This window comes from Enterococcus sp. AZ091 (assembly GCF_051714805.1).
In the GTDB taxonomy this organism is placed as follows: Bacteria; Bacillota; Bacilli; order Lactobacillales; family Enterococcaceae; genus Enterococcus_D; species Enterococcus_D gallinarum.
In genome coordinates this window covers 937,216-957,333 of sequence record NZ_JBIOSO010000001.1, presented here as the reverse complement: position 1 = coordinate 957,333, position 20,118 = coordinate 937,216, and the positions used below count along the sequence as shown (strand labels likewise).

The window sequence follows — 20,118 nt, the reverse complement described above, 5'->3', positions numbered from 1 at the left end:
TCCTCCTTTCTTCCTATCTACTTATTTAGCTTTCACAGCTGATTTGATTGTAATCAATGATTTTTTCGCGCCAGGTACATTACCTTTAATCAAGATAACGTTACGTTCTGCGTCTACGCGCACGATTTCCAAGTTTTGGATCGTGATGCGGTTACCGCCCATACGTCCAGCAAGACGTTTGTTTTTGAATACACGGTTAGGTGCAACTGGACCCATTGATCCAGGACGACGGTGATAACGAGAACCGTGAGCCATTGGTCCGCGGCTTTGTCCGTGACGTTTGATAACGCCTTGGAATCCTTTACCTTTCGAAGTGCCGGTTACATCAATGATGTCTCCTGCTTCAAAAATATCAACTTTAATTTCTGAACCTACTTCTAAGCCCTCTAGCTCTACATTCTTGAATTCGCGAATGAAGCGCTTAGGAGCCGTGTTTGCTTTTGCAACATGACCTTTCGCAGGTTTGTTAGACAAAACTTCACGCATATCTTGGTAGCCGACTTGAATTGCTTCGTAGCCGTCATTTTCGATTGTTTTCACTTGTAGCACTACGTTTGGAGTAGCTTCTACTACAGTTACTGGAATCAATTCGCCAGATTCAGTGAAGATTTGAGTCATTCCCACTTTTTTCCCTAAGATTCCTTTGGTCATGATTACACCTCCATCTTAATTATTATAGTTTGATTTCAATATTTACACCGCTTGGCAAGTCTAGCTTCATTAAAGCATCAACTGTTTTTGGTGTTGGATTCACAATGTCGATTAGACGTTTGTGTGTACGCATTTCGAATTGTTCGCGTGAATCTTTGTATTTGTGTGTCGCACGGATGATCGTGTACAAGCTGCGTTCAGTTGGCAATGGAATTGGACCAGATACGCCAGCTCCAGTTCTTTTTGCAGTTTCTACGATTTTATCCGCTGATTGATCTAAAATACGATGTTCATACGCTTTTAAACGGATACGAATTTTTTGTTTTGCCATTGTTTTCCCTCCTTCGCCTATTTTGAAAAGTAGACATAGCTCCACGAAAATTTCCGTCACGCTCGTCCATGGCAAAGCGTCCGGGCGTGTCGCAACCTCTCGTTTCGTAGCCGGCAGTTTTTTCTTTGCTGCCAGTGTGACTTACGCATATACGTAAACAGCACCTTTATGATTATATTACGGATAAACGCTGATTGCAAGCTTTTTTTAATGAAAAGAAACGATTCTTTTGCGTTTTTTTCAGAAAACTTTCTTTTCTCTTGAAAACAACAAAAACCTTGCCTAATGACTTGCTCTAAGCAAAAGCTTTTCCAACAACCATAACTACTAACGCAAAAGCGCTCCTTCCGGAATAATTCTCCAGAAAGAGCGCTTCAAATCACTAATCATCTCGATTTACTACTAGTTGATTAGCCCTTTAGTCACACGTTGGATTGCTGCTCTTAACGGAAAATAAGCAATAGCGACAATCAAAATCGTGACCACTACATTGATGACCGTTGCCGGCAATTTGATGACCGCTGCCGACCAAGCTCCTGACCAGCTGCTGCCAAGATACCAAAGCATAACAGTATTTTTGATTTGCGTCATAGCAAGTTTCGCCAAGCCAGTAACAGACCCAATAACCACTAACTGCCATATTGCTTGCGGACGTTTTTTAAATAAGAGAAACGCACCATATGCAAAAGCCCCCACAATAAAACTTTCCAAAATAAAATAAGGGGCCTCTGTCGCATACCCATTCAGCAAATCAAAAATCGCAAAGCCCAGTCCCCCAGCAAGGGAGCCTTTCACATAACCTAATAATAAAACTGCTAATAAAAGAACGGCATTCCCCAAGTGCACAAAGGCGCCGGTGGGCAATGGGATCTTGATCATCGTACCAATGACTGTCAACGCTGTAAACAATGCCACAAAGACAATACTTCGAATTCTGTGATCATTCATGTGGTATCATCCTTTCTTCCGCATGATTATAAGCACCGTGCCAGACGTGACCGACATAAGGATTGATCAGAACCCCTTGTCGAATCGCCGCAACGACGAAGTCTTTGGCCAAGCGAATGCTTTCTAGTAACGGCAGCCCTTTTGCTAATCCAGCAGTAATGGCTGCAGAAAACGTACAGCCTGCACCATGGTTGAAATCAGTGTCGATCCTCCGGCTTTCTAGAGTAGTAAAAGAGTGTCCATCATAAACTAAGTCAATTGCCTGCGCTCCTGGCAACCGATGACCTCCTTTGACGACGACACACTTCGCGCCTAAATGATAAATCCTTTTCGCCGCTTCTTTCATAGCAACAAGGTCTTTTAAGTCCCCCATCCCCGATAAAATTCCAGCTTCAATCAAGTTAGGTGTCACCACATCTGCCAAAGGCAGCAAGTATTCGATCAATGCATCCACACTCTTTGGCTGCAAAATATGTGCGGTCCCTTTACAAGCAATAACAGGATCGATCACCACCTGTTTCACTTGTTGTTGCTGGATCATCTTGGCAGCCTGCGCAATATTGGCTTCATTCCCCAACATCCCTGTCTTAACGGCATCCATTGGTTCCCCCGTGAAAGCCGAAATCAATTGTTTTTCGACCAAAGAAGTGTCCATAGCTGTCACTTCGTGGGTCCATCCCATTGACGGATCCATGGTAACGATCGAGGCAATCGAAGCAAAACCAAAAACACCATACTCTTGAAAGGTCTTTAAATCAGCTTCAATTCCTGCGCCGCCTGTTGAATCGGATCCGGCGATCGTTAATACTTTCTTCATTATTATCGACTCCTTTTATTCAGTATAACCAATGGTCCCCTTGACGAAAACAGCCAATTGGCTTATTTTTATACCATCCAATAAAAAAAGGAGGGCTCTAATGACCGATAGGCAAATCGATAAACAGAAGAAGCAACCACTCTATCAGCAAATCGTCACTTACTTTATCGAGGCCATCCAAAATGGCGATTACACACCTGGTGAACAGTTGCCCGCCGAACGAAAACTAGCCACTCAATTCGGGGTCAACCGTTCAACGATCGTCAAGGCACTGGATGAGCTTCGGAGTTTAGGATGGATCACGCGCAAACGAGGCAGCGGCACACAAGTCTCTGAAGGTCGATGGGGCAACCGTCAGACCCCTCTGTCTTATCTCCGCTCGTCTCTATCTAGTCCCTACTTACAGCAAGACCCATTTGTTGAAGAGATTCAGCGATTGCGCACAAAAGACCAAATTCTCGACCTTTATACAGGTGATCTGCCACAAGAACTGCTTCCTGATTTCCAATTTCCTGCCTTTACTTGGGAGATGATCCGCAACGAAAGCCTGCAAAGCACCCCAGCCGGCTATCCACCATTGCAAGAAGTCTTGATGCGGCACTTGACGGAAGATTTCGGAATCCCCTTATCTGGACAAAAACTCGTGATCACTTCTGGCTCCACGCAAGGTATCACACTGCTTATGCAAGTTTTGTTGACTTCAGGTGATAGTATTCTTACGGAAGATCCTTCCTTTTTGTTTTCATTGCCCTTATTTACAACAATGAATGTCCGCGTTCTCGGAATCAAACAGGACGAAGAAGGGATGCGACCGAAAGACTTAGAACAAGCATTGAAAGAGCAGAAAATCAAATTTGTTTATTTAAATCCGACATTCCAAAATCCCACCGGTCGTACCATGAGCCTTGGCCGCCGCAAAGAAATTATCGCTATTTGCCAGAGGTATCAAGTACCGATCATAGAAGATGATATCTTTAGTGAGTTAGCCTTTACGCCGCAACCCGAAAAATTTAAGGCACTAGCACCAGATTCGGTCATTTATCTCGGATCTTTATCAAAACTCTTTGGGTCTTCTATCAAAATCGGCTGGTTATTAGCTCCTGAAGCATTGGCGGATCAATTTGCTCAAGCTAAAAAAAGGATGTCTATCGAGACAACGATTTTTCCTCAACTGTTAGCTAATCTTGCTCTCCGTTCCATGGAGTACCCTCAACAACAACAGGACTTGCTAAAAAAGATGGCTCAAAAGCAACATGCCTTGATTCAGCGACTGGACGCTTTTTCTGAGGATTGGGCATTCCAACAGACCACTGGGGGACTATACCTCTGGCTGCAATGGCAACACGCCCCACTGAAACGGAGAGACTGGACACTTTTCTTAAAAAATGATTGTCTAGTTGCCCCAGCCTTTCTCTTCAGCAATGATACAAACGGATTTCGTCTGAACTATACACGACTTTCGGAAAATCAACTAGACTTGTTTTGTCAGCAATTCAGAAAAATCACAACACAATTAAAGGAGCATCTGTATGAATGAAACAATTGATCTATTAACCAACCACCGCACTTATCGCCAATTCGATAGCAACTATCAATTATCAAAGGAGCAGTTAGAAGCAATTTTATCTGCTGCACGACAAGCACCTAGCTGGATGAACGGGCAAGCTTATTCCATTCTCGTGATCGATGATCGTTCACTTCGACAACAGCTGGTTACTTGGAATCCAGGTAATCCTCATATCGCTGAAAGTTCTATCTTTTTACTTTTCTTGGCTGATTTAAACCGCACCAAGAAAGTTGCTGAGAAAAAACAAACACCTTATCTGGTTGATGAAGGTCTACAACCATTGTTGATCGCAACAACCGATGCTAGTATCGCTTTACAGTCAGCTGCCATTGCTGCGGAATCTCTTGGTCTAGGAACAGTTATTTCCGGCAGTGTCCGCAAAGACAGCAAAGCGATCGCCGAATTGCTCGAACTGCCAGAATACGTTTACCCTGTGGCTGGATTAAGTATTGGCAAACCAATTGTAGATATGGCTCTCAAGCCTCGCTTGCCTCAAGAGGCGGTAATCCATTACAACAAATACCAGGATTATTCCTATCAAGCGATCGAAGACTATGACCAAATCATGACCGCCTTCGGTGAAGCGAGAGAAACAATGCCTTGGTCCGAAAAATTCGCCAATTTCTACGGCCGTGTCCCTGACCAAGGCTTTGATCAGTTTCTAAAAGATCAAAAATTGATCAAATAAAAATTTTCAAGCAAAAAAAAGCAGAAGCGCTAGCGCTTCTGCTTTTTGCATGCATCAAGTCAATTAAGCTTTGATTTCAGTTACAACGCCTGAACCAACAGTACGTCCGCCTTCACGAATTGAGAAACGAGTTCCGTCTTCGATAGCGATTGGGTGGATCAATTCAACGTCGATTGTTACGTTATCGCCAGGCATAACCATTTCAGTTCCTTCTGGTAATTCAACAACACCAGTTACGTCAGTTGTACGGAAGTAGAACTGAGGACGGTAGTTAGTGAAGAATGGAGTGTGACGTCCACCTTCTTCTTTTGTCAAAACATAAACTTCAGCTTTGAATTTTGTATGAGGTGTGATTGTACCAGCTTTAGCCAATACTTGTCCACGTTGGATGTCTTCACGAGCAACCCCACGTAGCAATGCACCAATGTTATCCCCTGCTTCAGCATAGTCTAACAATTTACGGAACATTTCAACACCTGTTACAGTTGTTTTAGCAGTTTCGTCAGCAATACCAACGATTTCTACTTCATCACCAACGCGAACTTGTCCACGTTCAACACGGCCTGTAGCAACAGTACCACGTCCAGTGATTGAGAATACGTCTTCGACTGGCATCATGAATGGTTTGTCAGTATCACGTTCTGGAGTTGGAACGTATTCGTCAACTGCAGCCATCAATTCCATGATTTTTTCTTCGTATGAAGGATCTCCTTCAAGAGCTTTCAAAGCAGAACCAGCGATTACAGGAACATCGTCGCCTGGGAAGTCATATTCAGACAATAGGTCACGAACTTCCATTTCAACTAATTCTAGCAATTCTTCGTCATCAACCATATCCATTTTGTTCAAGAAAACAACGATGTATGGTACGCCAACGTTACGTGATAACAAGATGTGTTCACGAGTTTGAGGCATAGGACCGTCAGCAGCAGATACTACTAAGATCGCACCGTCCATTTGCGCAGCACCAGTGATCATGTTTTTAACATAGTCCGCGTGTCCTGGGCAGTCTACGTGAGCGTAGTGGCGAGCTTCAGTTTCATACTCAACGTGAGCAGTTGAGATAGTGATTCCGCGTTCGCGTTCTTCTGGAGCACCATCGATTTGGTCGTAAGCAGAAGCTTGTGCCAAACCTTTTTTAGATAATACAGTTGTGATAGCAGCTGTAAGTGTAGTTTTACCATGGTCAACGTGTCCGATCGTACCAATGTTTACGTGGGGTTTAGAACGGTCAAATTTTTCTTTTGCCATTTTAAAATGTTCCTCCTAAAAATACAGTTTATTTTTTTATATTTGATAGGTAGAGGGCGCGAAGCCCCCCATCCCTTATCATCGATAATATTGTACACGAAACTTCATAAAAAATATAGCTTTTTACTGAATTTCGCATTTGTTCATCAATTATTCAGCTTTACCGCCGTTTTTCTTGATGATTTCTTCTTGAACAGACTTAGGTACATCTTCATAGTGATCAAATGTCATCATGAAAGTACCGCGTCCTTGAGTAGATGAACGAAGTGTTGTTGCATATCCGAACATTTCAGCCAATGGAACAATCGCGTTAACGATTTGTGAGTTACCATGCGCTTCCATACCTTCAACACGTCCACGACGAGCAGTTACGTGTCCCATAACATCACCTAAGTAATCTTCAGGAACAGTGATAACAACTTTCATCATTGGTTCAAGAATCACTGGATTAGCTTTCTTCGCTGCAGCACGTAAAGCCATTGAAGCTGCCACACGGAAGGCTGTTTCACTTGAATCGACATCATGGTATGAACCATCGTAAAGCTTGGCTTTGATGTCAACCAATGGATAACCAGCTAGAACACCGTTAGCCATTGAGTCTTCAAGTCCTTTTTCAACTGCTGGGATGTATTCACGTGGAACCACACCACCGACAATTGCGTTTTCGAATTCGAAGCCTTTACCTTCTTCGTTTGGTGTAAATTCGATCCATACGTGACCGTATTGACCTTTACCACCAGACTGACGTACAAATTTACCTTCGGCTTGCGTAGAAGCACGGAATGTTTCGCGGTAAGAAACTTGAGGCGCACCAACGTTTGCTTCAACTTTAAATTCGCGACGCATACGGTCAACAAGGACGTCCAAGTGAAGTTCACCCATCCCTGCGATAACAGTTTCGCCAGTTTCAGCGTTTGTTTCTACACGGAATGAAGGATCTTCTTCAGCAAGTTTTTGTAAAGCCACACCCATTTTATCTTGGTCAGCTTTTGATTTAGGTTCAACAGCTACTTCGATAACTGGTTCTGGGAATTCGATTGATTCAAGGATAACTGGTGATTTTTCGTCACACAATGTATCCCCTGTTGTTGTATCTTTCAAACCAACAGCTGCAGCGATATCGCCTGAATAAACTGTTTGGATTTCTGCACGAGTGTTCGCGTGCATTTGCAGGATACGACCGATACGTTCGCGTTTGTCTTTTGAAGCATTCAAGACATATGATCCAGAGTTCAAGACACCTGAATACACACGGAAGAATGTCAAACGACCTACGAATGGGTCAGTCATTACTTTAAATGCTAGTGAAGCAAAAGGTGCTTCATCGTCAGCAGGACGATCAGTTTCTTCGTCAGTTTTAGGATTGATCCCTTTGATTGCAGGAACATCAAGTGGTGAAGGAAGGTAGTCGATGACTGCATCCAACATCAATTGAACCCCTTTGTTTTTGAAGGCTGAACCACAAAGAACTGGGAAAAATTCAACAGTCAATGTCGCTTGACGGATACCAGCTTTCAATTCTTCTTCAGTGATTTCTTCACCTTCCAAGAATTTCATCATTAGCTCTTCGTCAGTATCTGCAACAGCTTCAACTAATTTTTCGCGCCATTCTTCAGCTAATTCTTTGTACTCTTCAGGAATTTCAGTTTCTTGAATCTCTGTTCCTAAATCGTTTGTATAGATCTCAGCTTTCATTTTTACTAGATCGATGATACCAGTAAAGTCATCTTCCGCACCAATTGGTAATTGGATTGGGTGAGCATTTGCTTGCAAGCGATCATGTAAAGTAGATACAGAGTATAAGAAGTCTGCACCGATTTTATCCATTTTGTTACAGAATACGATACGTGGTACGCGGTAATCTGTCGCTTGACGCCAAACTGTTTCAGTTTGTGGTTCTACACCAGATTGTGAGTCCAATACTGTTACAGCACCGTCAAGAACCCGTAGTGAACGTTGTACTTCAATTGTGAAGTCCACGTGTCCAGGAGTGTCGATGATATTTACGCGGTTTTCTTTCCATTGCGCAGTTGTCGCAGCAGAAGTGATCGTGATCCCACGTTCTTGTTCTTGTTCCATCCAGTCCATTTGAGAAGCACCTTCATGTGTTTCACCAATTTTATGGATTTTACCTGTGTAATAAAGGATACGTTCAGTCGTCGTTGTTTTACCAGCGTCAACGTGGGCCATGATCCCGATATTACGAGTTTTTTCTAGCGAAAATTCTCTTGCCATTCTAGGTTGTTCCCCTCTCATTCTTACTTAAACCTAAGCTAAGGTTGTCTCAGTACCTTCCAATAAAAAGCAGTGAGGATCTTACCAACGATAGTGAGCAAATGCGCGGTTGGCTTCCGCCATTTTGTGTGTGTCTTCGCGTTTCTTCACAGAAGCACCAGTGTTGTTTGCTGCATCCATGATTTCTTTCGCAAGACGTTCTTCCATTGTGTGTTCGCCACGCAAACGAGCGTAGTTTACCACCCAACGAAGACCTAGAGTTGTACGACGTTCTGGACGAACTTCAACTGGGACTTGGTAGTTAGAACCACCGACACGGCGAGCTTTAACTTCCAATACAGGCATAATGTTCTTCATTGCTTGTTCGAAAACTTCCAATGGATCATTTCCTGTAGATTCTTTGATAATGCCAAAAGCATTGTAGATAATATTTGCAGCAACACCGCGTTTACCATCAACCATTACACGGTTGATCAAACGAGTTACTAATTTTGAGTTATAAATAGGATCTGGTAAAACATCACGTTTTGCAACAGGACCTTTACGAGGCATCCGTAACTCCTCCTTCCGAAATATCAGTTCTGATTAAATAGTTTCATTTGTAGTTTGAATCAAAATTAAGCTTTAGGACGTTTTGTTCCATATTTAGAACGAGATTGTTTACGATCGTTAACACCGGCAGTATCCAATGCACCACGAACGATATGGTAACGTACCCCTGGTAAGTCTTTTACACGTCCACCGCGTAGCAATACCACACTGTGTTCTTGCAAGTTGTGACCGATACCTGGAATATAAGCTGTCACTTCAATCAAGTTTGACAAACGAACACGCGCATATTTACGTAGAGCTGAGTTCGGTTTTTTCGGTGTCATAGTTCCCACACGAGTAGCTACCCCACGCTTTTGAGGTGAGTTAACATTCGTTTGAGCTTTTTTGAAACTGTTGTATCCTTTGTTCAATGCTGGTGAATTTGATTTTTCAACCTTGGATTTACGAGGTTTACGTACTAATTGATTAATTGTAGGCATCCCTAGTTTTCCTCCTTCCTTGATTCGCTTTATAGTTCCACACATCCAGGTGGTTCTTTTTTTGCGATAAAAAATAATGCATTCTCTGCATTCTTATCAAATATGCTTTGATAAACAGTCAGCACGTCTCCAACGAGAGACCTGTAGATAAAGCACCTTTGATAGAATACCATGATAAAAAGACTCTGTCAACCATCTCTCCAATGATTTTTTATGAAAGGAGCAACTGCCAAAATTTTATAAAAAAACTCTCCCTTGCGCCTCCTTTTTACTTCTTCTTACTATATAATAAAGATGAAAATAGTATTTTATTAGAGGTGGGTCAATAATGAATCTAAAAGAGATGGTCGGTATTGAAGCGGCCAGCTATGTCACTGACGGTATGGTCGTCGGTTTAGGAACTGGTTCAACTGCGTATTACATGATCGAAGAATTGGGGCGCAGAGTGAAAGAAGAAAACTTGTCGATCGTTGGTGTACCAACATCCTGGGCATCAAAAAAACAAGCAGAATCGTTAGGGATCCCGGTCAAAACGATCGATGAAGTGGCAAGTGTCGATTTAACGATCGATGGTGCAGATGAGATTAGCGGAGACTATCATGGAATCAAAGGTGGCGGTGCCGCACTGCTTTTTGAAAAAATCGTCGCAACCTACTCTAAAAAAGTTCTTTGGATTGTTGATAAATCAAAGATCGTTGAAAAATTAGGTGCATTCCCATTACCTGTAGAAGTGATTCCCTATGGCAGTCAGCAATTGATGCGATTGTTTACAGAAAAAAACTATCACCCTGTCCTTCGCCTAGCCGAAGATGGCACGCCGCTAAAAACTGATTGCGGTCATTACATCATTGATCTTCATCTACAAACCATCAATGAACCAGTTGCATTGGCTCATGAACTAGATCAAACCGTCGGTGTTGTAGAGCACGGGCTCTTCTTGGATATGGTCCATACGATCATCATTGGACAAGATGATGGACCTGAGACCCGCAGCGTTCGCTGATGCCTCTAGCAACAAAAGGAGCAAGTGCTCCTTTTGTTCGAGGTTCTACGTATTTTTCTTCATTTTTCTAGAGTTAAATTCATTTTTGTGCAAGTTTTCTCTATCATTTATGCCTCATTTATGCTACATTCAAATAAAAAAGAATAGGAAGGAGCGGCTATGAAAGTCATCGGTTATGCTCGCACAACAATTATTGATAAAGAATCAAGTGAACAATTAAACAAACTAAAAGAATTTGGTTGTACAGAATTGTTCCACGAAACCTATGCCTACGAAGAAAACTGTGATAACCACTCATTAGAATCTGTGATTGCTCGTATGCAGTCTGGGGAAACGCTGGTTGTTTCTGAACTTCATCGTTTAGGTAAAACAACCCGGCAATTAACTGAATTGACAGATCTTCTAAGAAAAAGAAACCTTCACCTAGTTTCTCTAGCAGAAAACATCGATACGAGAGAACCCATGGGGGCGATTTATTTCAATTTAATGGAAGGTTTGGCAGCGATGGAACAAGCCTTAATCAAAGAACGGACATTAGTCGGATTGAACAATGCCCGAAAGAACGGCAAAATTGGCGGACGTCCAAAAATCGATCCAAAAACCATCAAAAAAATTCGCCAGCTTTATTACGATAAAAAAGAGACGATTCAATTCATCTCCACAAAATGCGGTGTTTCTGTCGGAACCTGCTATAAATACATAAAACTTTCAGAAGAAGAATTGGATAAAGTATACAGTCATTAATCACTTGTCTGAATCCGGTGCTTCATCTTTTTTTCTGTGCGCCGATCCTGTCAGACAAAATGATTCAGAAATAAAAAAGAACGTCTTGAAGAAAGACGTTTTTTTCTGTTTCTTTTTTTAAGAAACCAGGTCTTAAGAAAGCTCGTAAAGCTTCACAGTTTTCAAAACGTTAATATCTCTTATACATCAACGTTCAAGACGTTTCGCAATTTAGTTTGTGAAGCGTCTTTTTTCATTGTTGACACCACTATTGACACCATTCAAGACAGTACCATTTTGAGCTAATTTGCGATAAGCAATCTCACCAACGGGCATTTTTTATGACGTTTGGTGTGTTTACATAAGTTTTTGTAATTGTGGTATCGCTATGTGTGAGCGCTTCTGAAATCTGCTCGAAAGAAATGCCAGACTGTCTAGCTAAAGTTGGGAAAATATTGATTTGTTGTAGTTTATTAAATTGCACCTTTTTCCATGTTGTCAGTAGATCAATGATGGAATCAACTACTAGAATGGTTCGAAAGCGATAGGAGTTTTTCATTTCTTTTACATGCTCGCATTTCTCAGTATCTTTATTTTTTACCAATTTATACATGAGGGAAATCAACTTTTATTGAAATTCACATCTGACCAAACTAGTGGATAGATTTCTCCTTTGGCTGCTCCTAATTGATAAATCAAAAAAACGTGTAGTCTTGCACCCCATTAAACATTGCACCAATTACTATCAGTGATGATGTCTTGATTGCGCCAAATGTCGGCGCTTGGACTACGCCTTAGATACTTATTTGCGGCGTGAGCTAAAAGCTGAAGGTGGCACGCCTAGTTATGGGTGATAATTACTGAATTGGGGCTAATAGCTCGATTTACCAAAGGTAACTATTGGCTCTGATGTGGTGATCGGTGCCGGCAGTGTTGTGACTCGCGATAGTCTTGATGGTGTCTTGATTTATGATAATCCTTGTCGGGTGATTCGAAAATTTTATCAGTGGAATCGGGAATACTATTTTAAATACAAGAAATATCCTGTTGAGTATTTAGTGGTAAACCCTTGATAAAACAGTCTTTTTATCAAGATGCTAAAATTATGTAAAAAATAATTTCGCTAAAATGTTGACGTTTTCAAAAAAGATGATATTATAGTTCTTGTAAATGATAACAAACTAAATACTAGATGAGTGTAACTGTTCAATCAGGCATCATCAATAAGGATTTTGGCGTTATATCTAACGCTAGGAGTGTTTATTGATGATGCCTGATTTTTTTTGACGGGAGGTGCGTACAGGAGGTTCATACAGGAGGTGCATAAAGAAAATGAAAGTGCTTCAATCATTGAACCAAAATGCTTTACTGGTTCGCTATGAAGGATCCGAGTGTATCGTCGTCGGAAAAGGAATTGGCTTTGGTAAGAAAAAGGGAGATCCAGTAAATGAAGCTCTAGTAAGCAAAGTTTACCAAATGGCGCCGGAGCGCACTGATCTCTTAAACCTTTTAGGTGATATCGATGAAGAAAGCATCCAAATGGCAGAAGAGGTGACAGAACACGCCCAAATGGAACTGGGAAAAGCGTTTACCGGCAACTTTATCTTGTCATTAGCTAGCCATATCCAGTTTTTAGAGGAAAAGTACGCGGGTCAAATAGAGATTTTCCAACCTTTTCACTATGAGTTGAAGTATCTCTATCCGAAAGAGCATCAGGTAGCTGAGTGGTCGGTGAACTACTTGAATAAATCGTATCAATTGAATTTGCCAGAAGCGGAGGTTTCGTTTTTTACGCTACATTTTGTGAATGCTTTGATTGATCAAGGTGAAATGAGCAATGTAGTTGAGCTGAGTGATATTTTAAATGAAATTGCGGAACTGGTGGAACAAGAACTAGGACATCCTTTGAAGCGAGAATCCATCGACTTTTCTCGTTTCATTATCCACCTACGTTACTTTGTCATTCGTAACTTGAACAGCAGCCAGCGAAAGAATGAAATCAACGACAAAGAATTCCAGCAATTATACACGCTGGCGTTAAGTTTGTATCCTTTTGAAAACCAGATATTATACAAGATTAAAACGATGCTACAAGAAGACCATCAAATGAATTTTGGTAACTCAGAAGATTTTTATCTTTTATTACATTTAGTCAGAATTGTTAGTGAGGAAGGAGGGAAAGAAAAGTGAGTTTTAAAGAACTGTTTAAACCAGAGTTAATGGCCTTGAACATGCAAGCAGCAGACCAAATAGATTTCTTTAGTCAAGTATCAGATCGGTTATTGGAACAGAATGTTGTCAAAGAAACCTTCAAAGCAGCAATTTCTGAACGAGAAAATAATTATCCCACAGGATTGCAATTGGAAAATTTCGCCGTAGCCATTCCTCATACTGATGTGGTTCATGTAAAAGAAGCTTTCGTAGCTGTGAACCGCTTAAGTAACCCCATTGATTTTTATCAAATGGGTACAGATGACGTTGTGGTACCTGTCAAAGATATTTTGGTATTAGGGATTAAAGACCCTAAAAAACAAGTGGGTTTGTTAGCTGAATTGATGGGCGCATTTGCTGATCCATCATTCGTAGAGAAATATGAAAAAGCAACAACTATTGAAGAAATTACAGCACTTATTAATCAATATCTATAAAAAAATTGGAGGAAAAATTATCATGAAAAAAATTATCGTAGCGTGTGGTTCAGGTGTCGCAACATCACAAACAGTAGCTTCAAAGATTACTAAATTATTAAAAGAAAGAAAGGTTCCAGCTGAAGTTGAAGCTGTGGATATCAAATCATTGAAACACCATATTAAAGGTGCCGATGCCTATGTATCGATTGTTAAAACTAAAGAAGAATTCGATATTCCAGTCTTTAACGGAATTGCTTTCTTGACAGGTATGGGTCAAGACCAAGAAATCGAAAAAATCATCAAACTTATTCAGGAGGGCTAATCAAACATGGAAACATTACAAACAGTTATTAATTTCATCTTAAATGACTTAGGCGCAGCCGTTTTCGTGCCAGCTTTGATGTTAATCATCGGCTTGTGTATGAAGATGAAGTTCTCTGAAGCCTTTAGTTCTGCCTTGACCTTAGGGATTGCTTTTACTGGGATGTCTATCTTGATTAACTACATGATGACTTCCATGGGGGATGCCGCTCAGAAATTAGCAGAAAATACTGGCATTAGCTTGCCAGCTGTTGATGGTGGTTGGCCAGGGATGGCTTCCATCTCTTGGGCTTGGCCCTATGCCTTCTTGATGTTTCCGTTAACCATTGGGATTAACATCATCTTGCTGGCTTTGAACCAAACAAAAACATTGAACGTTGATATGTGGAATGTTTGGAATAAAATCTTTACAGCAGTAATGGTTTCTTACATTTCCGGTAGCGCAATTTGGGGCTTTGTAGCTGCTTCTATCCAAATCATTCTTGAATTGAAAGCTGGCGATATCTGGGGACCAGAAGTTGAAAAATTGACAGGGATTCCAGGGGTAACTGTTCCTCACTTTGTTACTTTGATTACGACCATCTTGTTCCCAATCGATGAATTATTGAAAAAAATCCCATTCTTTAACAAACCAATGGATGCTGATTCATTGAAAGAAAAAATTGGGATCTTTGGTGAAAACTCAGTGATGGGTGCCATCATTGGTTTCTTGCTAGGTTTAGCATCAGGATATGGAGTAGCAGGTGCCTTACAACTAGCGGTTCAAGCAGCTACTGCTTTGACCTTGTTCCCAATGGTTTCTAAATTATTCTCACAAGCATTGTCACCAATTTCAGAAGCAATTTCTGATTTCATGAAGAAAAAATTCGAAGGCAAAGAAGTCTTCATCGGTTTAGACTGGCCAATCTTGGCAGGTCGTAATGAATTATGGGTAGCGGTAATAATTACAATCCCAGTGTTGCTAGTAATGGCAATCGTCTTACCAGGTAACCAAGTTTTACCATTTGCCGGTATTATCAATTTATCTTTTGTAATTGGCGCGTTGTTGTTAACTGATGCTAACTTAGGACGGATGATCTTCCACGGTGTCATTTCAGCACCACTATTCTTGTACGGCGCGACTTATTTTGCACCATACATCACTCGTTTAGCTAATGAAACAGGGGCAGCTACTGTTGATAAAGGCAAAATGTTATCATGGAGTACTTTTGAAGGTCCAGACATTCGTTACTTGTTCTCAACGGCCTTTTCTGGCAATATCATCAGCATTGTTTTATTAGTAGGTTGGTTAGCATTGTTCTACATCATGTATCAAAATAAGAAAAAATACAATGCAACCATTGGTATGGAAAATGAATAAAACCATTGTCCAACAAAAATTGTTTTGGATTACAGTAATTTTATTCGACATGGGACTATTGATTTATGGATTTTTAGCAAATGACTGGTTTCTAAGTTTATTAGCCTTAGTGCTTGTATTGGTTATCAAGCGATACGGCTATGACCTTTTGTTCAAAAAGTATGATGAAGAATGGGATCAGAAACATCAGGAATATGTAGAAAAAAAGAGGAGATATCAGAAAAATGGCTGACTATAAAGATCACAAAGTAGTGAGAGAACTAGCAGATTTAACTTACACCATGTGGAACATGGGCTGGGATGAAAAAAATGGCGGGAACATCAGCTATATCCTGTTTGACGATGAAGTAAAGGAAATAGATATTGATGAAAACGGACGTTTTTACGAAATGGTCAGTATTCCAGAAAACATGGTGGGCAAGTATATCGTTATCACTGCATCAGGTAGTAACTTCCGTCTAGTTCGTGATGATGTCGAAAGTACAGTCGGTGTCATTCGAGTAGAAGAAAATGGTTACACGATCGTGGCTGGTTTTGCTAATGATAACAAACCAACTAGTGAAATTTACATGCATTTATTGTCACATGGTACACGCTTGAAAGCAGATCCGGAACATCGCGTTATCGTCCATAATCATGCCACTGAAATTTCCGAAATGACCTTCGTTCATGAATTGGACGACACCTCATTTACTCGGACATTGTGGTCGATGATTACTGAATGTATCGTAGTCTTCCCCGATGGCGTTGGCGTTTTACCTTGGATGGTCTGCGGGAATGAAGAAATCGGCTTAGCCACTGCTAAGAAAATGGAAACTTGCCGCATTGTTGTTTGGGCGCACCACGGTATTTTAGCTTCCGGTAGTAGTTTGAACGACGCTTTTGGCTTGATTGAAACAGTCAATAAGGCAGCAAAAATCTACATGGAAACCGTTGACAAACGTATTACCACAGGCATCACTGATGAACAATTGGTAGAATTGTGTGCATTCTTTAACATTACACCAAAAGAAGGCATTATTAAAGCATAGCATGATTAAGGTATTGTATAGTAGGAAGTTTTAAGCTTCCTACTATACTACTTTTATTGAACGTATTGTGAGAAATATAACAAGGAGTGTATGAAAATGGCAAACAGAATGATCTTAAACGAAGTATCTTATCATGGTAAAGGAGCCATCGGTGAAGTATCTAATGAATTTAATGCACGTGGTTTCAAGAAAGCTTGCGTCATCACAGACAAAGACTTGATCAAATTTGAAGTAGCAACAAAAGTTATTGAATTATTGGATCAAGCGGGTGTTGATTATGAAGTCTACGATGCCATCGTGCCAAATCCAACTATTCAAAACGTTAAAGACGGCGTGGAATTTGTCAAAAATTCTGGTGCGGACTGCATCATCGCTATTGGTGGCGGTTCACCAATCGATACAGCCAAAGCCATCGGTATCATTGTGACCAACCCAGAATTTACCGATGTACTTAGCTTAGAAGGTGTTGCCGATACGAAAAATCCATGTCTGCCAATTTTGGCGGTACCAACAACTTCCGGAACAGCTGCTGAAGTGACAATTAACTATGTAATTACTGATGAAAATAATCACCGTAAATTTGTCTGTGTTGACCCTCACGATATCCCAATCGTGGCGTTCATTGATAGCGACATGATGATGGGGATGCCTAAAGGACTTTGTGCTGCAACTGGTATGGATGCTATGACCCACGCCATCGAAGGCTACATCACTAAAGGTGCTTGGGAAATGACGGATATGTTGCATATCAAAGCGATTGAAATTGTGGGCCGTTCTTTACGTGATTCTGTCAACGGCGATCAAAAAGGGCGAGAGGATATGGCCTTGGCCCAATATGTGGCTGGTATGGGCTTTTCTAACGTTGGATTAGGTCTAGTTCATGGGATGGCGCATCCGTTGTCTGCTTGGTATAATATTCCTCACGGCGTGGCTTGTGCTTCATTATTGCCAACGATTATGAAATATAACAAAGACTTCACTGGTGAAAAATATCGCGACATTGCCCGCGTTTTAGGCGTTGAGAATGCTGATACTTTGTCAATCGAAGAAGTCCGTGACGCTGCTTGTGCCGCGGTGGATCAATTGAGTAAAGATGTTGGCATTCCGGCAACGATTTCTGAGTTGGGTGTCAAAGCCGAAGATTTAGCGCAAATCGCTGAAGATGCTTTCAAGGATGTTTGTACGCCGGGTAATCCGCGTGATACCAACGTTGATGAGATTGTTGAATTGTATCAGAGTTTGATGTAAGGAAAATAGTATTATAAAACTACAAATCGTCTGTGGATGGTTTGTAGTTTTTTACTTTCATTGAAAAATAAATTAATATGGCGAGTTTTATAATGAACTTAACCAGTTGCTAAAATAAAAAGATGTCATCGCAAAATGTCATGGATTATTGAAATTCTTACATAATCAGTAAGGATGAAATCGCGATGCCGCAAACCGAAAATACCACAGGACCACTCAAAGGAAAACACCTGACTTATAAGGAACTTGTACAATCGAAACACTTCGCTCGTTTGACAAGCCAATGTCTGGGAACAAAATTGCGGATAAACTCGGTTGCGCCGCAAAACAATTTACACAGAAATTAAGGATGGCACCATTCGCCAGATTCGTAAACAAAAGTAAAATGGCAAAGTCTATGAATTTGAATACTACGTCTACTCTGCTGATGCTAGAAAGGCGGCATATGACAAGACTCTATTAAACTCTATTAAGCAACCCAAATGGGTTTATGTCCAAAAATTCATGGCCTATGTAAATCATCAGATGAAACTGGAGAAACAATCACAGATGTAGTAAACATTCGGGAAGAGTTTGGTCACTGGGAAATCGACATTGCAGCTGGCTTGAAATCGGATAAGGACCACGATTGACTCTGACTGAATGCAAGACAAGATACGAAGTGGATTATTAAAATTATAGTTACGATTTCATTCGCATCGTATCGAACGATATGTTAACGCTTCAAAAAATCTTTATAATTACTCAGCCAAAAGTTATAAAGGAAAATTTAAAAATGGCGATATGGTTATTACTGAAAAAAATCTGGCTGGTAACGAACGAGTTCACTTCTCACCGGTATCGGCGTATTTGACGCCGGATTTAATTAAAGAGTTGTGTTACCAATAAAATTAAGCCATTCAGGAGGCGGAGGTAGACCTTTACTTATTTCTTTCCTTGTTTTAGATTTCCCCTCAATTCGTCCATTTATTGACGGAAATGGGCGAAAGTCGCGCTTGTTGTTTATGGCAGAATAAAAGGTCATACAAGGGGTGCAAATGGATGGCCTGTCGGAACTAGTCTTGTTTTTCCGAATATACATGCCAACTATGAAAACAACTTATGCAGCGGCTGCCACCATTACCTTCATCAATAGTTGGAACAGCTACCTGTGGCCGTTGATCACCCTTCAATCACCAGAAAAGCAAACCTTTCCTCTGATGATTTCTGTCATCGGCGCCACCAATAATCCAGATTACGGCTTAATGATGCTGGCGATCGTGATTGCAATCCTGCCAACAATGGTGGTCTTTTTCTCGCTGCAAAAGTATTTTGTGGCTGGGATGTTGGGATCGGTGAAGTAGGTGAATTGATTTCAATGGATGATCATGGTAGAAAGTAAAGTCTAACCTTTAATAGGTATAAAAAATATCACGCATCAAAAATATAAAATAAAACGTGTATACAAAACAAGAAGCATTCAAGAAAAAAATTCTTTTCTCGAGTGCTTCTTACTTCTGTATGTAAGGAAAACCTATTTTTGCCGAGCTTTTCCTAAAGGCACAATCTACAGTCAACTGGGTAGTCTATTTTCGTGCAAGGGTTTCGTTTATCAAACGACTCGTCACTTCAAATGCCATAGTGATATTCTTTCGTTCTTCACTAGTAAGCTCTTTTCCTGCGAAGGTCAAGTTAGGTTCTTTTTTCAGATATTCAATAAACTTAGCCGTTTGTTTAGAAATATCTTTTTGACTTTTATTTCGATAGTCTAAGAAATTCTCTTGTACATTGGGTACAATTTCGATTTGATTATCAAGAATTAAATCTGTAGATACATTAAATATTTCTGCTAGTTTTAAAATCTCTGTATCTCTTAAAGGACGCTCACCTCGTTCGATTCTGCCAAGAACATTTTTATTAAGGTTCATTAGCTTTGCTAGATGAGCTTGGGAATAATTCTTGCTTTCTCTCAGATTAATCACATTTTCCCCAATTTTTGAGTAGTCGTATAAGTTCTCTTGTTGAGACATCAGTAATGCACCTCACGTACCTGTTTTATAAAATCGTATCACAGAATACAAAATAGGTATGTTTTGTATATAAAATAGATATATTTATACAAATATCTATTTTGTTGTGATAAGATATTTTGTATACGAAATAGATACGATATGAATGATACTCATTATGGACTAGGTGAAAAGAGAAACTTATACTTCTAGAAACATACTCGGCTCATCTATTTCTATAAAAACTAGTTGTCATTACCTTTTTTTAGGTAAATGTTGTCAAAACACTTCGGTA

The 20,118-nt window shown here is 40.5% G+C and carries 21 protein-coding genes and 3 pseudogenes; 14 read left to right on the top strand and 10 right to left on the bottom strand.

The window, feature by feature from the left end; all coding sequences use genetic code 11:
- Positions 1-21: 21 nt before the first annotated feature.
- From rplC to thiD, 4 genes are all read right to left on the bottom strand, one after another.
- Entirely contained in the window at positions 22-651 is a 630-nt protein-coding gene (rplC, locus tag IGJ28_RS04940; protein WP_003127967.1) for a 50S ribosomal protein L3, read from the bottom strand.
- A gap of 22 nt (positions 652-673) precedes the next feature.
- A complete protein-coding gene (rpsJ, locus tag IGJ28_RS04935) occupies positions 674-982 on the bottom strand; it encodes a 30S ribosomal protein S10 (RefSeq protein WP_003127966.1) in 309 nt (102 codons plus the stop codon).
- Positions 983-1,384: 402 nt separating this feature from the next.
- Positions 1,385-1,930 (bottom strand): ECF transporter S component, encoded by a 546-nt coding sequence (locus IGJ28_RS04930; protein WP_003127965.1) that lies wholly within the window; start codon positions 1,928-1,930, stop codon positions 1,385-1,387.
- The gene (thiD, locus tag IGJ28_RS04925) at positions 1,923-2,747 is read right to left on the bottom strand and encodes a bifunctional hydroxymethylpyrimidine kinase/phosphomethylpyrimidine kinase (protein ID WP_003127963.1); all 825 of its coding nucleotides are present in this window, start codon (positions 2,745-2,747) and stop codon (positions 1,923-1,925) included. Before thiD ends, IGJ28_RS04930 begins: the two co-directional genes overlap by 8 nt.
- Before the next feature lie 100 nt (positions 2,748-2,847).
- Between thiD and IGJ28_RS04920 the strand changes: the two genes are divergently transcribed.
- Together IGJ28_RS04920 and IGJ28_RS04915 are read left to right on the top strand one after the other, a co-directional pair.
- Positions 2,848-4,284, top strand: a complete 1,437-nt coding sequence (locus tag IGJ28_RS04920; RefSeq protein WP_096710879.1) for a PLP-dependent aminotransferase family protein — start codon at positions 2,848-2,850, stop codon at positions 4,282-4,284.
- The gene (locus tag IGJ28_RS04915; RefSeq protein ID WP_005470027.1) at positions 4,277-5,002 is read left to right on the top strand and encodes a nitroreductase family protein; all 726 of its coding nucleotides are present in this window, start codon (positions 4,277-4,279) and stop codon (positions 5,000-5,002) included. The genes IGJ28_RS04920 and IGJ28_RS04915 overlap by 8 nt, the downstream gene beginning before the upstream one ends.
- 63 nt (positions 5,003-5,065) lie before the next feature.
- On the opposite strand, the gene tuf is transcribed toward IGJ28_RS04915, so the two are convergent.
- From tuf to rpsL, 4 genes are all read right to left on the bottom strand, one after another.
- Positions 5,066-6,253, bottom strand: a complete 1,188-nt coding sequence (gene tuf, locus IGJ28_RS04910) for an elongation factor Tu (RefSeq protein WP_003127959.1) — start codon at positions 6,251-6,253, stop codon at positions 5,066-5,068.
- Positions 6,254-6,403: 150 nt separating this feature from the next.
- Positions 6,404-8,488, bottom strand: a complete 2,085-nt coding sequence (gene fusA / locus IGJ28_RS04905; protein WP_003127958.1) for an elongation factor G — start codon at positions 8,486-8,488, stop codon at positions 6,404-6,406.
- An 81-nt stretch (positions 8,489-8,569) separates the two neighbouring features.
- Positions 8,570-9,040, bottom strand: coding sequence for a 30S ribosomal protein S7 (gene rpsG, locus IGJ28_RS04900; RefSeq protein WP_003127957.1), 471 nt, complete (start codon positions 9,038-9,040; stop codon positions 8,570-8,572).
- Between the two features lie 65 nt (positions 9,041-9,105).
- Positions 9,106-9,519 (bottom strand): 30S ribosomal protein S12, encoded by a 414-nt coding sequence (rpsL, locus tag IGJ28_RS04895; RefSeq protein WP_003127956.1) that lies wholly within the window; start codon positions 9,517-9,519, stop codon positions 9,106-9,108.
- A gap of 328 nt (positions 9,520-9,847) precedes the next feature.
- Here rpsL and rpiA point away from each other — a divergent pair, with 328 nt between their 5' ends.
- Together rpiA and IGJ28_RS04885 are read left to right on the top strand one after the other, a co-directional pair.
- A complete protein-coding gene (gene rpiA / locus IGJ28_RS04890) occupies positions 9,848-10,522 on the top strand; it encodes a ribose-5-phosphate isomerase RpiA (protein ID WP_021150630.1) in 675 nt (224 codons plus the stop codon).
- Positions 10,523-10,681: 159 nt separating this feature from the next.
- Positions 10,682-11,266: a recombinase family protein gene (locus tag IGJ28_RS04885; protein WP_003127951.1), complete on the top strand. Its 585-nt coding sequence runs from the start codon at positions 10,682-10,684 to the stop codon at positions 11,264-11,266.
- A gap of 179 nt (positions 11,267-11,445) precedes the next feature.
- Here the strand turns inward: IGJ28_RS04885 and IGJ28_RS04880 are convergent.
- A pseudogene (locus IGJ28_RS04880) lies at positions 11,446-11,690 on the bottom strand (site-specific integrase); the annotation flags it as partial.
- 466 nt (positions 11,691-12,156) lie between these two features.
- Between IGJ28_RS04880 and IGJ28_RS04875 the strand changes: the two are divergent.
- From IGJ28_RS04875 to IGJ28_RS04830, 10 genes and pseudogenes are all read left to right on the top strand, one after another.
- Positions 12,157-12,318 (top strand): hypothetical protein, encoded by a 162-nt coding sequence (locus IGJ28_RS04875; RefSeq protein WP_240190158.1) that lies wholly within the window; start codon positions 12,157-12,159, stop codon positions 12,316-12,318.
- 259 nt (positions 12,319-12,577) lie between these two features.
- On the top strand, positions 12,578-13,435 hold the full coding sequence (locus tag IGJ28_RS04870) for a PRD domain-containing protein (RefSeq protein WP_081131167.1): 858 nt from the start codon (positions 12,578-12,580) through the stop codon (positions 13,433-13,435).
- On the top strand, positions 13,432-13,893 hold the full coding sequence (locus IGJ28_RS04865) for a PTS sugar transporter subunit IIA (protein WP_103300514.1): 462 nt from the start codon (positions 13,432-13,434) through the stop codon (positions 13,891-13,893). Before IGJ28_RS04870 ends, IGJ28_RS04865 begins: the two co-directional genes overlap by 4 nt.
- A 22-nt stretch (positions 13,894-13,915) precedes the next feature.
- On the top strand, positions 13,916-14,197 hold the full coding sequence (locus IGJ28_RS04860; RefSeq protein WP_081131165.1) for a PTS sugar transporter subunit IIB: 282 nt from the start codon (positions 13,916-13,918) through the stop codon (positions 14,195-14,197).
- 6 nt (positions 14,198-14,203) lie between these two features.
- On the top strand, positions 14,204-15,556 hold the full coding sequence (locus tag IGJ28_RS04855; RefSeq protein ID WP_081131164.1) for a PTS galactitol transporter subunit IIC: 1,353 nt from the start codon (positions 14,204-14,206) through the stop codon (positions 15,554-15,556).
- Positions 15,528-15,788, top strand: a complete 261-nt coding sequence (locus IGJ28_RS04850; protein ID WP_081131163.1) for a hypothetical protein — start codon at positions 15,528-15,530, stop codon at positions 15,786-15,788. Before IGJ28_RS04855 ends, IGJ28_RS04850 begins: the two co-directional genes overlap by 29 nt.
- Complete coding sequence (rhaD, locus tag IGJ28_RS04845) at positions 15,781-16,587, top strand: rhamnulose-1-phosphate aldolase (RefSeq protein ID WP_113849020.1); 807 nt, start codon at positions 15,781-15,783, stop codon at positions 16,585-16,587. Before IGJ28_RS04850 ends, rhaD begins: the two co-directional genes overlap by 8 nt.
- Positions 16,588-16,683: 96 nt before the next feature.
- The gene (gene fucO, locus IGJ28_RS04840; RefSeq protein ID WP_081131161.1) at positions 16,684-17,835 is read left to right on the top strand and encodes a lactaldehyde reductase; all 1,152 of its coding nucleotides are present in this window, start codon (positions 16,684-16,686) and stop codon (positions 17,833-17,835) included.
- 533 nt (positions 17,836-18,368) lie between these two features.
- Positions 18,369-18,499, top strand: a pseudogene (locus IGJ28_RS04835) (IS30 family transposase); the annotation flags it as partial.
- A gap of 373 nt (positions 18,500-18,872) precedes the next feature.
- Positions 18,873-19,178: pseudogene (locus tag IGJ28_RS04830) on the top strand (ABC transporter permease subunit); the annotation flags it as partial.
- Positions 19,179-19,400: 222 nt separating this feature from the next.
- Here IGJ28_RS04830 and IGJ28_RS04825 read toward each other — a convergent pair.
- Positions 19,401-19,844, bottom strand: a complete 444-nt coding sequence (locus IGJ28_RS04825; protein WP_103300511.1) for a helix-turn-helix domain-containing protein — start codon at positions 19,842-19,844, stop codon at positions 19,401-19,403.
- Between the last annotated feature and the right edge of the window lie 274 nt (positions 19,845-20,118).

What these genes read in the sequence shown, in the direction of transcription:
- IGJ28_RS04915 (WP_005470027.1), top strand. Translation starts at nt 4,277, where the DNA reads ATGAATGAAACAATTGATCTATTAACCAACCACCGCACTTATCGCCAA.
- IGJ28_RS04930 (WP_003127965.1), bottom strand. Translation starts at nt 1,930, where the DNA reads ATGAATGATCACAGAATTCGAAGTATTGTCTTTGTGGCATTGTTTACA.
- IGJ28_RS04885 (WP_003127951.1), top strand. Translation starts at nt 10,682, where the DNA reads ATGAAAGTCATCGGTTATGCTCGCACAACAATTATTGATAAAGAATCA.
- rpsL (WP_003127956.1), bottom strand. Translation starts at nt 9,519, where the DNA reads ATGCCTACAATTAATCAATTAGTACGTAAACCTCGTAAATCCAAGGTT.
- fucO (WP_081131161.1), top strand. Translation starts at nt 16,684, where the DNA reads ATGGCAAACAGAATGATCTTAAACGAAGTATCTTATCATGGTAAAGGA.
- IGJ28_RS04920 (WP_096710879.1), top strand. Translation starts at nt 2,848, where the DNA reads ATGACCGATAGGCAAATCGATAAACAGAAGAAGCAACCACTCTATCAG.
- IGJ28_RS04860 (WP_081131165.1), top strand. Translation starts at nt 13,916, where the DNA reads ATGAAAAAAATTATCGTAGCGTGTGGTTCAGGTGTCGCAACATCACAA.
- IGJ28_RS04850 (WP_081131163.1), top strand. Translation starts at nt 15,528, where the DNA reads ATGCAACCATTGGTATGGAAAATGAATAAAACCATTGTCCAACAAAAA.
- fusA (WP_003127958.1), bottom strand. Translation starts at nt 8,488, where the DNA reads ATGGCAAGAGAATTTTCGCTAGAAAAAACTCGTAATATCGGGATCATG.
- rpsJ (WP_003127966.1), bottom strand. Translation starts at nt 982, where the DNA reads ATGGCAAAACAAAAAATTCGTATCCGTTTAAAAGCGTATGAACATCGT.
- thiD (WP_003127963.1), bottom strand. Translation starts at nt 2,747, where the DNA reads ATGAAGAAAGTATTAACGATCGCCGGATCCGATTCAACAGGCGGCGCA.
- IGJ28_RS04870 (WP_081131167.1), top strand. Translation starts at nt 12,578, where the DNA reads ATGAAAGTGCTTCAATCATTGAACCAAAATGCTTTACTGGTTCGCTAT.
- IGJ28_RS04825 (WP_103300511.1), bottom strand. Translation starts at nt 19,844, where the DNA reads ATGTCTCAACAAGAGAACTTATACGACTACTCAAAAATTGGGGAAAAT.
- rpsG (WP_003127957.1), bottom strand. Translation starts at nt 9,040, where the DNA reads ATGCCTCGTAAAGGTCCTGTTGCAAAACGTGATGTTTTACCAGATCCT.
- rhaD (WP_113849020.1), top strand. Translation starts at nt 15,781, where the DNA reads ATGGCTGACTATAAAGATCACAAAGTAGTGAGAGAACTAGCAGATTTA.
- tuf (WP_003127959.1), bottom strand. Translation starts at nt 6,253, where the DNA reads ATGGCAAAAGAAAAATTTGACCGTTCTAAACCCCACGTAAACATTGGT.
- rpiA (WP_021150630.1), top strand. Translation starts at nt 9,848, where the DNA reads ATGAATCTAAAAGAGATGGTCGGTATTGAAGCGGCCAGCTATGTCACT.
- IGJ28_RS04855 (WP_081131164.1), top strand. Translation starts at nt 14,204, where the DNA reads ATGGAAACATTACAAACAGTTATTAATTTCATCTTAAATGACTTAGGC.
- rplC (WP_003127967.1), bottom strand. Translation starts at nt 651, where the DNA reads ATGACCAAAGGAATCTTAGGGAAAAAAGTGGGAATGACTCAAATCTTC.